A 12,339-nucleotide genomic window follows, 5' to 3' on the forward strand; every position below is an offset into this window, starting at 1 on the left:
TGTGAAAAATACTATGAAGTATATGTCAGAATTGACAACAGTAATAGCATTGATAATTTTAATGGCTGTCATCACTATTATCAATTCAAATTTTTTAACAGCAAATAATCTGTTAAATTTACTATTGCAAGTAACATCAAATGCACTGATCGCTTTTGGAATGACCTTTGTTATTCTAACAGGTGGAATCGATTTATCAGTAGGATCAATTTTAGCCTTATCCAGTGCGCTAACAGCAGGTTTATTAGGATCTGGAATGCCTGTTACGTTAGCAATTCTCATCTCTTTAATTTTGGGTTGCATTCTAGGTATGATGAATGGGTTATTGATTTCCTACGGGAAATTAGCTCCATTTATCGTCACTTTAGCGACTATGACTATTTTTAGGGGAGCAACACTTGTTTATACAAATGGGAATCCTATTACAAAAGGATTAAGTGATACATTCTTATTTCAATTTTTGGGGCAAGGTTACATAGTAGGAATTCCATTTCCTGTAATTATTATGTTTATTGTATTTATTGTTTTATATGTTTTGCTTCATAAAACAGCATTTGGTAAATCTGTATATGCTATAGGGGGGAATGAAAAAGCAGCATATATATCAGGTGTGAAATTAAATAAAGTGAAAATTATCATTTATTCAATATCAGGTATTATGGCTTCAATTTCTGGATTAATTATAACATCACGCTTAAGTTCTGCTCAACCAACAGCAGGTGCTAGTTATGAAATGGATGCTATTGCAGCTGTTGTTCTTGGAGGAACCTCTTTATCTGGAGGTAAAGGTCGTATACTTGGGACTCTAATAGGTGCTTTAATTATTGGAGTTTTGAATAATGGACTTAATATTATTGGTGTTTCAGCATTTTGGCAACAAGTAGTAAAAGGAGTTGTAATCTTAATTGCTGTTCTGATTGATCGTTTTAAAGTTGTAAAACAGTAGAATAATTTTCAATTTTTTTGGAAATAGTAACAATTTATTAGATGACGTACAATAATCGGGATTGAAACTATCCCTATAGATATATATTACGAGGAGTAATAACATGAAAAATATTAAAAAAATTAGCATTTTTGCTTTGTTTGTAACATTTATTTTTGCTTTAGTAGCTTGTGGAAAAACTGGTTTAGGAAATTCATCAAATGATAATAAATCTACGACTCAAAAGTCGGCAAAAGAATTAAAATTAGGAGTTTCTATTTCTACTACTAACAATCCTTATTTTGTGGCTATGAAAGATGGCCTTGAAAAAGCTGCAGGGGAAAAAGAAGTAACTTTGAAGATAGCAGATGCACAAGATGATGCTGCTAGACAAGCAGATGATATTCAAAATTTTATTAGTCAAAATGTAGATGCTTTACTAATTAATCCAGTTGATTCTGATGCAATTGTTACATCTATTAAAGCTGCTAATAATGCAAACATTCCGGTAATCTTAATTGACCGCGGTAGTAATGGTGGTGAAGTCTTGACAACTGTTGCTTCTGATAACGTAGAAGCAGGTAAAATGGCTGCAGAATTTATTACCAAGCAATTGGGAGAAAAAGCAAAAACTTTTGAATTATCAGGAGTCCCTGGCGCTTCTGCAACTGTAGATAGAGGTAAAGGATTTGAACAAATTTCAAAGACAAATTTAGATGTTCTTTCTAGTCAATCCGCTAATTTTGATCGCGCAAAAGCTTTGAATACAGCGCAAAATATGATTCAAGGAAACAAAGAAGTACAAGCAATCTTTGCACAGAATGATGAGATGGCGTTAGGAGCTGCACAAGCAGTAAAAGCAGCTGGTCTTAGCAATGTATTAATTGTTGGTATTGATGGTCAACCAGATGCACATGATGCTATTGCAAAAGGTGATATTACTGCCACTATTGCTCAGCAACCAGCTAAGATGGGTGAAATTGCTATTCAATCAGCAATAGATCATTATCAAGGGAAAAAACTGGAAAAAGAAACAGTTTCTCCAATTTATCTTGTGACTAAGGATAATGTTGATCAACATAACTGGTGATATATTTTTAGTAAGCAAGTAGTTGTTAATTTTCATTCAATGTGGTTTTTAAATATCATTGTTACTATTTGAGCTATTGGATTCAAAAAGACCAGCTTCCAAACTTGGATCTGGCCTATGATATGCTACCTTTGATGGAGATGATGGAAGCTCCTGACAAATCTGAATTTTTCTACCCTCGCCGTACAGAAGACGATTGGGAAAAGAAAATTTTCTAATCCTTTACTAAATAACCTAGCTGATCCAAGGCCTCCTCGATATAGTGGAGGTCTTGTTGTGTTTCGGCTTCGACTAGGTGGTAATGGATACCATCTGTCAATTCAGACAGAGGTCTGAAGTCAGAATGCTCGACTTGTTCTAGAAAATGTTGCACATCTCGGCGACAAGACAGTTTCAGCAAGGTTTCGATTTCTCCATAAACGGGATGGTCAATCAAGGTATTTTGAACACGTCCACCATTATCAACGATAGCAAGGAGTTCTTGACCGATTTCTTCAACTTCATGTTTCACTTTGAAAAGTTTGTGAACATAAGGATTGGTTTCAATTTGCTTATAGATGTAGCCACGATTAGTGGATAGGATAGGAGCGCCATCGGCTCTTAAAATTGCAATGTCCTGTACAATGACCTGGCGTGTAACATGAAAATGTTCAGCTAAACTTTGGCCATTGAGGGCTTTAGGAGCTTCTTTCAAGAGTTGGAGAAGGGCTTGTTTGCGATCTTTTGTCATAGTTCTTCCTTTTAACGGCGTTTTCGAAGCACTTTATAGACAGCTAGTGCCAATGTATAGTCTACCATACTATGGATAATTGTGCCAAATCCAACTAGTACAAATAGAACATAAAACATATTTTCTACATTGGTACCGGAAGTGGCGTAAAAAACGACACAGGCTAATACTTCAGCAAGGGCATGAATGATAGCTAAAACAAAGTTGAAAATCCAGGAAGATTTTGGTTTATCAAGAGTATCGGGGAATTTTTGTAAGTAAAGAGCTCCTAGAGTACCAAAAAAGATATGGGAAAAAGCTCGAAAAACGATAACCATGGGATAGCCAGCCATCAAGAATCCAAAACTAGAGGCTAGGATGACAAAAACTGCCATCAAGGGCGACAAGAACATGGCAATAAAAATAGCGATGTGGCTCCCCAAAGTGTAAGAAGCAGGTGGAATGACAATCTTGAAAGGCATCACAATCGGAATCAAAATTGCAATAGCCGTTAAGAGGGCAGTCATTGTCATAAATTGTGTCTTTTTCCGTGTATTCATAAGAATCTCCTTTTTATCTGTATATACACTAGTATAGTACAATAAACAAGACAATAAAGCAAGAATTTACTTAAGTTTATAGGTCGTTTTTTAGTTAAAAGTTAGTAAAGATTTCACTAAAAAGAAACTGTATAGAGCAAAATCTCCACCTTCAAGCATGAAAGCGGAGATTGTTTTTATTTTTTCAAAGTCTGTAGTCTTGGAACAATGGCTAGGGTTAGAACTGCGGAAATGACTAATTCGGCAATCGAATTTGTTGAGATAACAGTTGCTAGGAGTTTTTGGATATTACCATCAAAGACATTTCCAAAAAGGTAGAAAATTCCACCAAGTACAAAGACTGTGTTGGTAAGTGAACCAAGGGCACCAGCTAGAATCAGACCAGTTTTATTTTTCATCAGTTTATAAACTAGATACGGAGTCAAACCAATCAAAATACGTGGGACGATGGCAATGATAGCTGAGTAGATGTTTCCGTTTGGTACAAATGGGGAGAAGAGGTAACTTGTCGGTAGAATTGTAATCGTGTTAACAGTTAAGCTAAGTAGCCCCATCAAAAATCCAAGTGTAACTCCAACGCGTGGACCGTAAATAATGCTGGCAATAATGACAGGAATATGAACGATAGTCGGCTTGATTGGAAATGGAAAAAGGTTAAAGATAAGTGAGCTCAGAAAGTGTATCACGAGCATGGTTGCAAAAAAGATAGCAATAGGTGCAATATTAGAGCGTTTTTTCATCGATAGTTTCCTTTATTCTTTCTAAAATAATTGTGAGGTCGGCTAAAGCTCCTCTTCCGTGGTCTCCGCAAGCTAGTAGGGATTCCTTAGGAGCAATCAGCTGATAGTCATAGCTTTCTAATGTTTTCAGATTAGCCTGAGTTGCCGGATGATCATACATTTTTGTATTCATAGCTGGTGCGATGAGTTTTGGGATATGACTTGGCAAGGCTAGAGCCGTACTGGTCAACATGTTGTCGGCAAAGCCGTGAGCTAGTTTTGCAATAGTGTTAGCTGTTGCAGGGGCCACGATAAATAAATCTGCTTTTTTGCCAAGTTCAATATGATTAACCTGATCAGGATAGGGTTCATTCATGACATCCAGGTGGACGGAATTCTGTGAGAGTACCTGTAGTGTCAAAGGTTGGATAAACTCTGTAGCAGCTTGGGTCATTAAGACAGTGACTTTATGACCTTGTTTTTTAAGCGAACTGACTAAATCTGCTGACTTATAAGAGGCGATTGAGCCCGTTACAGCCAAGAGAATATGTGCCATAGCTTTCCTTTCTATGAATGGTAGGCTTGAATTTTTTCAAGGAGGAGTTCTGCAATTTCTTCTTTAGTCTGGACTGTTTGAAGCTGATCTTTCTCAACAAAGATAGCTCTGTGTTGCTTTGCTGAGATTTGAGTGAGGTCATTTGCAATGATTAAGTCTGCTTGGTTCTTGATAAGACTTTTTCTGGCAATCTCGATGAGATAATCCTCAGAGACATCAACCAGCAGTTTGAAACCAATCAGATGAATATCAGGATTCCATTCCTTGACTAGAGAGATGATTTTTGGTGTCTTTTTAAGGAACAAAACTTGAACATCATCAGTTGAAGAAATCTTAGCCTGATGATTCTGCTTGTTTAAAAATTCCTCTAGATTGGAACTAGCCTGAACTTCCTCTAGACCTGTCATATAAACAGGAGTGTAATCAGACACAGCCATTGAGTGAATCAAGATCTGATAGTCCTTTACACGTTCTTGCATTTCAAGAAGAAGGTCGTTTGTATTGTTAATTTCTCGAATGCTTAGGTTGGGATGGGCTTCTGGCTTCAAAGCTCGTTTTGTCGTCATTAAACAAACTTCATGCCCTGCAGCAAGCAGGGTTTCTGTGATGATTTTCCCTAAGCGACCTGTGGAATGGTTAGTGATAGAGCGGACGCTATCAATAGCTTCACTGGTACCGCCCGATGTAACTAAAATTTTCATAGCACTATTGTACACAAAAATAAACGGTAAGTAAAATGAAAGTGATAAATTTTTGGTAAAAACGAAGATTTACTATAGCTTCAAACTATAAAGGCATATAAAATTTAAGAAAGGACTCTAAAAACCTTAAAAAACAGGGATATTTACGAACATTTAGAGAGTTTTAGGATGTTAAAAATCTTGTTTTGTGTTATAATGAGTTATCATATAAGAGGTTAGAGGAGTTTTGAATGAAAACAGATATTGAAATCGCACAGAGTATTGAGTTGAAGCCAATTGTTGATGTTGTAGAGAAACTTGGTATTTCTTACGACGATTTGGAGTTGTATGGAAAGTACAAGGCTAAGCTCAGCTTTGATAAAATTCGTGCAGTTGAGAGCAATCCAGTCGGGAAATTGATTTTGGTTACTGCTATCAACCCAACACCTGCAGGTGAAGGAAAATCAACCATTACCATTGGTCTTGCAGATGCCTTGAACAAGATTGGTAAGAAAACCATGATTGCTATCCGCGAACCATCTCTTGGTCCAGTTATGGGGATTAAGGGGGGTGCTGCTGGTGGTGGTTACGCCCAAGTCCTGCCAATGGAAGACATCAACCTCCACTTTACTGGGGATATGCATGCCATTACAACTGCTAACAATGCTCTTTCAGCCTTGATTGACAATCACTTGCACCAAGGAAATGAGCTAGGAATTGACCAACGTCGTATTCTCTGGAAACGTGTAGTGGACTTGAACGATCGCGCCCTTCGTCATGTAACCGTTGGACTTGGTGGTCCTCTAAACGGTATTCCTCGTGAGGATGGTTTTGATATTACAGTTGCTTCTGAAATCATGGCAATTCTTTGTTTGGCAACGGACATCGAGGACTTGAAACGCCGTTTGGCTAATATCGTTATCGGTTATCGCTATGATCGTACACCTGTTTCTGTAGGTGATTTGCAGGTTGAGGGTGCCTTGGCTTTGATTTTGAAAGATGCTATTAAGCCAAACTTGGTTCAGACAATTTACGGTACACCTGCCTTTGTACACGGTGGTCCATTTGCCAATATCGCTCATGGATGTAACTCTGTTTTGGCAACAAGCACAGCCCTTCACTTGGCTGATTACACAGTTACTGAAGCTGGTTTTGGTGCAGACCTTGGTGCTGAGAAATTCCTTGATATTAAGACACCAAACTTGCCAACTTCACCAGATGCAGTTGTTATTGTTGCAACCCTTCGTGCCCTTAAGATGAATGGTGGAGTGGCTAAAGACACTTTGACAGAGGAAAATGTAGAAGCAGTGCGTGCAGGTTTTGCTAACTTGAAACGCCACGTTGAAAATATCCGTAAGTTCGGTATTCCAGCAGTTGTTGCGATTAACGAATTTGTATCTGATACAGAAGCTGAAATTGCAGCCTTGAAAGAACTTTGTGACTCAATCGATGTACCAGTTGAGTTGGCTAGTGTCTGGGCTGATGGCGCAGAAGGTGGAGTAGCTCTTGCTGAAACTGTTGTCAAGACTATCGCTGAAAACCCATCTAACTATAGACGTTTGTATGACAATGACCTTTCTGTCCAAGAAAAGATTGAAAAGATTGTTACTGAAATCTATCGTGGTAGCAAAGTAAACTTTGAGAAGAAAGCTCAAACACAAATCTCTCAAATCGTTCAAAACGGTTGGGACAAATTGCCAATCTGTATGGCTAAAACTCAATACAGTTTCTCAGACAATCCAAATGCACTTGGAGCACCTGAAAACTTTGAAATTACTATTCGCGAATTGGTGCCAAAATTAGGTGCAGGCTTTATCGTTGCCTTAACTGGTGATGTCATGACCATGCCTGGGCTTCCAAAGCGCCCTGCTGCTCTCAACATGGATGTTGAAAGCGATGGAACAGTATTAGGCTTGTTCTAGTATATTGCAATTGACTTTAAATGAGTTTGGAGATTTTAATCCAAGCTCATTTTTTATCTAGATATAAGGTGTCGTCTTCTAGACGTAACCAGTCTAGGTAAAGATATTTTCCCTGAATTCTGATATAATAGAAACATTGACTTCAAGAGTAAGGAAGAGAAGATGAACGCATTATTAAATGGAATGAATGACTGTCAAGCTGAGGCGGTGCAAACGACAGAAGGTCCCTTGTTGATCATGGCAGGGGCTGGTTCTGGAAAGACCCGTGTTTTGACCCACCGCATTGCTTATCTGATTGATGAAAAGATGGTCAATCCATGGAATATCTTGGCCATTACCTTTACCAACAAGGCTGCGCGTGAGATGAAAGAGCGTGCTTATAGCCTCAATCCAGCCACTCAAGACTGTCTGATTGCGACCTTCCACTCCATGTGTGTGCGTATTTTGCGTCGGGATGCGGACCATATTGGCTACAACCGTAATTTTACTATTGTGGATCCTGGTGAACAGCGAACTCTCATGAAACGCATTCTCAAGCAGTTGAATTTAGATCCTAAAAAATGGAATGAACGAAGCATTTTAGGGACCATTTCTAATGCTAAGAATGATTTGATTGATGATGTGGCTTATGCTGCTCAAGCTGGGGATATGTACACGCAAATCGTGGCCCAGTGTTATACAGCCTATCAGAAAGAGCTTCGTCAGTCGGAGTCGGTTGACTTTGATGATTTGATTATGCTGACCTTGCGTCTCTTTGATCAGAATCCTGATGTCTTGACCTACTATCAACAGAAATTTCAGTACATCCATGTTGATGAGTACCAAGATACCAACCATGCCCAGTACCAATTGGTCAAACTCTTGGCTTCGCGCTTTAAAAACATCTGTGTGGTTGGGGATGCGGACCAGTCTATCTACGGTTGGCGTGGTGCTGATATGCAGAATATTTTGGACTTCGAAAAGGATTATCCCCAAGCCAAGGTTGTTTTGTTGGAGGAGAATTACCGTTCAACTAAAACCATTCTCCAAGCGGCCAACGAGGTCATTCAAAACAATAAAAATCGCCGTCCTAAGAATCTCTGGACTCAAAATGCTGATGGGGAGCAAATCGTTTACTATCGTGCCAATGATGAACTAGATGAGGCTATATTTGTAGCCAGAACTATCGATGAACTTGGTCGGAGTCAAAACTTCCTTCACAAAGATTTTGCAGTTCTTTATCGTACTAATGCGCAGTCCCGTACTATTGAGGAAGCCTTGCTCAAGTCAAATATCCCTTATACCATGGTTGGCGGAACCAAGTTCTACAGCCGTAAGGAAATCCGAGATATTATCGCTTACCTCAATCTTATTGCCAATTTGAGTGACAATATCAGTTTTGAACGTATTATCAACGAACCGAAACGAGGAATTGGCCCAGGTACTGTTGAGAAAATTCGTGACTTTGCGAATATGCAAAACATGTCTATGCTAGATGCTTCAGCAAATATCATGTTATCTGGTATCAAGGGTAAAGTAGCCCAATCTATCTGGGATTTTGCCAATATGATTCTAGATTTACGAGAGCAGCTAGATCAATTAAATATTACAGACTTGGTTGAGGCCGTCCTAGAAAAAACAGGTTACGTCGATATTCTAAATGCTCAAGCGACTTTAGAAAGCAAGGCTAGGGTTGAAAATATTGAAGAGTTCCTTTCTGTGACGAAAAACTTTGATGACACCTCTGATGGGCCAGAAGAAGAAACTGGTCTGGATAAACTGAGTCGTTTCTTAAATGACTTAGCCTTGATTGCGGACACAGATTCAGGTAGTCAGGAGACATCAGAAGTGACCCTAATGACCCTGCATGCTGCTAAAGGTCTCGAGTTTCCAGTTGTATTTTTGATTGGGATGGAAGAAAATGTCTTCCCGCTTAGTCGTGCAGCTGAAGATCAAGATGAATTAGAAGAAGAACGCCGTCTGGCCTACGTAGGTATCACGCGTGCAGAGAAAATTCTCTATCTGACCAATGCCAACTCGCGCCTGCTTTTCGGTCGTACCAACTACAACCGTCCAACTCGTTTTATTAACGAAATCAGTTCAGACTTACTTGAGTATCAAGGATTGGCTCGTCCTACAAATACAAGTTTTAAAGCATCTTATAGCAGTGGTGGCTTTGCCTTTGGTCAAGGTATGAGTCTTGCCCAGGCACTTCAAGACCGTAAACGCAGTGCTGCCCCAAAATCTATCCAGTCAAGCGGTCTTCCATTTGGTCAATTTACAGCTGGAGCAAAATCAGCGTCTAGCGTGGCAAATTGGTCCATTGGTGACATTGCCCTCCACAAGAAGTGGGGAGAGGGAACTGTTCTGGAAGTTTCAGGTAGCGGTGCTACGCAGGAATTAAAAATCAATTTCCCGGAAGTAGGTTTGAAAAAACTTTTAGCCAGTGTGGCCCCAATTGAGAAAAAAATCTAATTTTCCATCCTTCTCACGAATAATAAAGTGAGGAGGATTTTTATGTATAGTATTTCATTTCAAGAAGATTCACTATTACCAAGAGAAAGACTAGCTAAGGAAGGAGTAGAAGCGCTCAGTAATCAAGAGTTGCTAGCTATTTTACTTAGGACAGGAACACGTCAAGTCAGTGTTTTTGAAATTGCCCAGAAAGTTTTGAACAACCTTTCAAGTCTAACGGATTTGAAAAAAATGACCCTGCAGGAATTGCAGAGTCTGTCAGGTATTGGACGTGTTAAGGCTATAGAATTACAAGCTATGATTGAACTGGGGCATCGTATTCATAAACACGAGACCCTTGAAATGGAAAGTATTCTCAGTAGCCAAAAGCTTGCCAAGAAGATGCAACAGGAGTTGGGACATAAAAAACAAGAGCACCTGGTGGCGCTCTATCTCAATACTCAAAATCAAATCATCCATCAACAGACCATTTTTATCGGCTCAGCTACTCGTAGTATTGCTGAACCACGTGAGATTCTTCACTATGCTATCAAGCATATGGCGACTTCACTCATCTTGGTCCATAATCATCCTTCAGGAGCGGTAGCGCCTAGCCGAAATGATGATCAAGTTACTAAACTTGTAAAAGAAGCCTGTGACCTGATGGGGATTGTCCTCTTGGACCATTTGATTGTATCTCACTCCAGTTATTTTAGCTATCGTGAAAAGACAGATTTAATCTAAAGTTCATTAACGATATAGTCAAAGAGGTTTTTATCTTTGGGACGATTTTCAAAAAGAAACTCTGGATGCCATTGGACACCGAGAAAGGAGACATCATCCGTACTCATGACAGCTTCAATGATACCATCTTTAGGATCATGAGCTGCAATTTTTAAGTTAGGTGCTAAATCCTTGATGCTCTGATGGTGGAAGGAGTTGATATGGGAGATTTCTCCATAGATTTCTCGAAGAACAGTATCAGGTTCTGTTACCAAGCGTTGAGTTGTGTACTCAGCAGAACAATCCTGCCAATGGTCTTCTATATCTTGGTACAAAGTTCCACCCATGGCAACGTTAAAGAGTTGAGTTCCACGGCAGACAGAAAACATTGGCTTTTTCTGTTTAATAGCTTCCTTGATTAGGGCCAGTTCAAAGATATCCCTTTGAAGGTGGTAGTCATCACTATCGATGGTTTTTGGTTCACCATAGAATTTTGGATCAACATTTTGCCCACCTGTCAAGATGAGCTTGTCAATCATACTGATATAGTGGCAGGCCATTTCTTGATCACCAATCGGTAGGATGATGGGAATTCCTCCAGCTTCTTTAACGCCTTCAACAAAGCCTTTTGCTACGTAGCTCATCATGATGTCATCATCTGGATGAGTTTTTTCGTTTCCTGTAATCCCAATAACTGGTTTTTTCATAAAATGATTTTCGCTTTCTAATCCTCTTTTCGCATGAAGTAGAGGAGGGTTTGGAGTTCACTTGTCAAATCGACATACTGAACGACCACATCTTTTGGTAAATGCAGATGGACTGGTGAAAAACTAAGAATTCCTTTCACACCAGCATCCACCAAGAGATTGGCAACCTCTTGTGACTTGACGCTGGGAACTGTCAGGATAGCAGTCTTCACATCAGCATCCTTGATTTTATCCTTGATTTGAGAAATCCCGTAAATGGGAATTCCATCAGGAGTTTGGGTACCGACTTCAGGATGGTCATCTAGGTCAAAGGCCATGATAATCTTCATCTTGTTACGTTCGTGGAAGCGGTAGTGGAGAAGGGCATGACCCATATTGCCAATACCTACAAGCATGACATTGGTAATAGAGTTATCATTGAGTAAATCGGCAAAAAACGTCATCAGTTTTTTGACATCGTAGCCAAAGCCACGACGACCCAGTTCACCAAAATAGGAAAAATCACGACGTACGGTCGCTGAATCAATTCCAATGGCCTCTGCAATTTGCTTAGAGTTGGCACGTTCAATCTTTTCTGCATGAAATCTCTTAAAAATTCGATAGTAGAGAGAGAGTCTTTTCGCTGTTGCTTTTGGAATAGCAGACTGTTTATCTTTCACAAAATCACAACCTTTCTATTCTTCTATTTTATAGAAACATTGTGAAAAAATCAACAAAAACAAGAAAAAACTAAGAAAAATCTTAGTTTTGTTGTAAAAAATCTGTATGTGATAGAAAACGGTAGAGGTCTCCGACCAGTCCTTGGTAAACTTCCTGCCCTTTAAAGGTCAAAGAAGTTACATAAAGTGTATCTGGCAGAGTCACACATCCTGACAGAGCTAGCATGAGAGCCTCGTAATCCTCATACTTGAGAGTACGCTCTACATGATAGCTGTCCTTATAGGTCAGTTCAAACATATGGGATCTATCTTTCAGATTTTGTAAAGACACCACGTTCTACTAAACTATCCATGAGGAAGTAGAATTTTTCCTGATGAATGTGGTGGTCTTCTGATTTGAAAATATCAACTAGACGTAGCCCAAACTTGTCAGTGATATTGATTTTAGCACCTGTAAGTTCCTTGTTAATGATGATTTTGAGTTGGAAGCCTTCACCGCTGTTTGGCACTTTTTCCAAAAGGCGAGTCAGTTCATAGTTACCAACCTTAGTCTCAAAAAAGGTGTTATCTTTGAGGGTGAATTTTTTAACAGAAGGGCTAAGAGTGTAGTCGTAACGACAATTTTTTAACTGAATGGTTTTTTCAAATGCCATATG

The 12,339-nt window shown here is 39.2% G+C and carries 14 protein-coding genes and 1 pseudogene; 6 read left to right on the plus strand and 9 right to left on the minus strand.

Annotated features, from left to right (window positions below; genetic code table 11):
* Position 1: 1 nt before the first annotated feature.
* The 3 genes and pseudogenes from MK480_RS01490 to MK480_RS01500 form a co-directional block, all read left to right on the plus strand.
* The gene (locus tag MK480_RS01490; protein WP_004248623.1) at positions 2-946 is read left to right on the plus strand and encodes an ABC transporter permease subunit; all 945 of its coding nucleotides are present in this window, start codon (positions 2-4) and stop codon (positions 944-946) included.
* 103 nt (positions 947-1,049) lie between these two features.
* A complete protein-coding gene (locus MK480_RS01495) occupies positions 1,050-2,015 on the plus strand; it encodes a substrate-binding domain-containing protein (RefSeq protein ID WP_000789622.1) in 966 nt (321 codons plus the stop codon).
* A 77-nt stretch (positions 2,016-2,092) separates the two neighbouring features.
* Positions 2,093-2,233, plus strand: a pseudogene (locus MK480_RS01500) (8-oxo-dGTP diphosphatase); the annotation flags it as partial.
* Here the strand turns inward: MK480_RS01500 and MK480_RS01505 are convergent.
* The 5 genes from MK480_RS01505 to coaB all read right to left on the minus strand — a co-directional run bounded on the left by MK480_RS01505 (position 2,230) and on the right by coaB (position 5,260).
* Positions 2,230-2,745 (minus strand): transcription repressor NadR, encoded by a 516-nt coding sequence (locus MK480_RS01505; protein WP_000159183.1) that lies wholly within the window; start codon positions 2,743-2,745, stop codon positions 2,230-2,232. The pseudogene MK480_RS01500 and the gene MK480_RS01505 sit on opposite strands and share 4 nt — an antisense overlap.
* An 11-nt stretch (positions 2,746-2,756) precedes the next feature.
* A complete protein-coding gene (locus tag MK480_RS01510; protein WP_001097395.1) occupies positions 2,757-3,284 on the minus strand; it encodes an ECF transporter S component in 528 nt (175 codons plus the stop codon).
* Between the two features lie 176 nt (positions 3,285-3,460).
* Positions 3,461-4,024 carry an ECF transporter S component gene (locus tag MK480_RS01515; protein WP_000747412.1) on the minus strand — a complete coding sequence of 188 codons (564 nt, stop codon included), beginning with the start codon at positions 4,022-4,024 and terminating at the stop codon, positions 3,461-3,463.
* A complete protein-coding gene (coaC, locus tag MK480_RS01520; RefSeq protein ID WP_268707095.1) occupies positions 4,008-4,559 on the minus strand; it encodes a phosphopantothenoylcysteine decarboxylase in 552 nt (183 codons plus the stop codon). The genes MK480_RS01515 and coaC overlap by 17 nt, the downstream gene beginning before the upstream one ends.
* 11 nt (positions 4,560-4,570) lie before the next feature.
* Positions 4,571-5,260 (minus strand): phosphopantothenate--cysteine ligase, encoded by a 690-nt coding sequence (gene coaB, locus MK480_RS01525; protein ID WP_268707096.1) that lies wholly within the window; start codon positions 5,258-5,260, stop codon positions 4,571-4,573.
* A 230-nt stretch (positions 5,261-5,490) separates the two neighbouring features.
* Between coaB and MK480_RS01530 the strand changes: the two genes are divergently transcribed.
* The 3 genes from MK480_RS01530 (at position 5,491) to radC (ending at position 10,338) form a co-directional block, all read left to right on the plus strand.
* The gene (locus MK480_RS01530) at positions 5,491-7,161 is read left to right on the plus strand and encodes a formate--tetrahydrofolate ligase (protein WP_268707097.1); all 1,671 of its coding nucleotides are present in this window, start codon (positions 5,491-5,493) and stop codon (positions 7,159-7,161) included.
* Positions 7,162-7,323: 162 nt separating this feature from the next.
* Complete coding sequence (gene pcrA / locus MK480_RS01535; RefSeq protein ID WP_268707098.1) at positions 7,324-9,615, plus strand: DNA helicase PcrA; 2,292 nt, start codon at positions 7,324-7,326, stop codon at positions 9,613-9,615.
* Positions 9,616-9,657: 42 nt separating this feature from the next.
* Positions 9,658-10,338 carry a RadC family protein gene (gene radC, locus MK480_RS01540; RefSeq protein ID WP_268707099.1) on the plus strand — a complete coding sequence of 227 codons (681 nt, stop codon included), beginning with the start codon at positions 9,658-9,660 and terminating at the stop codon, positions 10,336-10,338.
* On the opposite strand, the gene MK480_RS01545 is transcribed toward radC, so the two are convergent.
* The 4 genes from MK480_RS01545 to MK480_RS01560 form a co-directional block, all read right to left on the minus strand.
* Entirely contained in the window at positions 10,335-11,024 is a 690-nt protein-coding gene (locus tag MK480_RS01545; protein WP_268707100.1) for a gamma-glutamyl-gamma-aminobutyrate hydrolase family protein, read from the minus strand. The two genes, radC and MK480_RS01545, sit on opposite strands and share 4 nt — an antisense overlap.
* A gap of 17 nt (positions 11,025-11,041) precedes the next feature.
* Positions 11,042-11,683, minus strand: coding sequence for a redox-sensing transcriptional repressor Rex (locus tag MK480_RS01550; RefSeq protein WP_000653417.1), 642 nt, complete (start codon positions 11,681-11,683; stop codon positions 11,042-11,044).
* 82 nt (positions 11,684-11,765) lie between these two features.
* Positions 11,766-11,981 (minus strand): DUF4649 family protein, encoded by a 216-nt coding sequence (locus tag MK480_RS01555; protein WP_268707101.1) that lies wholly within the window; start codon positions 11,979-11,981, stop codon positions 11,766-11,768.
* A gap of 7 nt (positions 11,982-11,988) precedes the next feature.
* Positions 11,989-12,336 (minus strand): DUF1831 domain-containing protein, encoded by a 348-nt coding sequence (locus tag MK480_RS01560; protein WP_000863540.1) that lies wholly within the window; start codon positions 12,334-12,336, stop codon positions 11,989-11,991.
* Positions 12,337-12,339 lie beyond the last annotated feature (3 nt).

It is taken from the genome of Streptococcus mitis (assembly GCF_026782895.1).
Classification (GTDB): domain Bacteria; phylum Bacillota; class Bacilli; order Lactobacillales; family Streptococcaceae; genus Streptococcus; species Streptococcus mitis_CB.

What these genes read in the sequence shown, in the direction of transcription:
- MK480_RS01560 (WP_000863540.1), bottom strand. Translation starts at nt 12,336, where the DNA reads ATGGCATTTGAAAAAACCATTCAGTTAAAAAATTGTCGTTACGACTAC.
- MK480_RS01545 (WP_268707100.1), bottom strand. Translation starts at nt 11,024, where the DNA reads ATGAAAAAACCAGTTATTGGGATTACAGGAAACGAAAAAACTCATCCA.
- MK480_RS01515 (WP_000747412.1), bottom strand. Translation starts at nt 4,024, where the DNA reads ATGAAAAAACGCTCTAATATTGCACCTATTGCTATCTTTTTTGCAACC.
- coaC (WP_268707095.1), bottom strand. Translation starts at nt 4,559, where the DNA reads ATGGCACATATTCTCTTGGCTGTAACGGGCTCAATCGCCTCTTATAAG.
- MK480_RS01555 (WP_268707101.1), bottom strand. Translation starts at nt 11,981, where the DNA reads ATGTTTGAACTGACCTATAAGGACAGCTATCATGTAGAGCGTACTCTC.
- MK480_RS01495 (WP_000789622.1), top strand. Translation starts at nt 1,050, where the DNA reads ATGAAAAATATTAAAAAAATTAGCATTTTTGCTTTGTTTGTAACATTT.
- coaB (WP_268707096.1), bottom strand. Translation starts at nt 5,260, where the DNA reads ATGAAAATTTTAGTTACATCGGGCGGTACCAGTGAAGCTATTGATAGC.
- MK480_RS01530 (WP_268707097.1), top strand. Translation starts at nt 5,491, where the DNA reads ATGAAAACAGATATTGAAATCGCACAGAGTATTGAGTTGAAGCCAATT.
- MK480_RS01505 (WP_000159183.1), bottom strand. Translation starts at nt 2,745, where the DNA reads ATGACAAAAGATCGCAAACAAGCCCTTCTCCAACTCTTGAAAGAAGCT.
- MK480_RS01510 (WP_001097395.1), bottom strand. Translation starts at nt 3,284, where the DNA reads ATGAATACACGGAAAAAGACACAATTTATGACAATGACTGCCCTCTTA.
- pcrA (WP_268707098.1), top strand. Translation starts at nt 7,324, where the DNA reads ATGAACGCATTATTAAATGGAATGAATGACTGTCAAGCTGAGGCGGTG.
- radC (WP_268707099.1), top strand. Translation starts at nt 9,658, where the DNA reads ATGTATAGTATTTCATTTCAAGAAGATTCACTATTACCAAGAGAAAGA.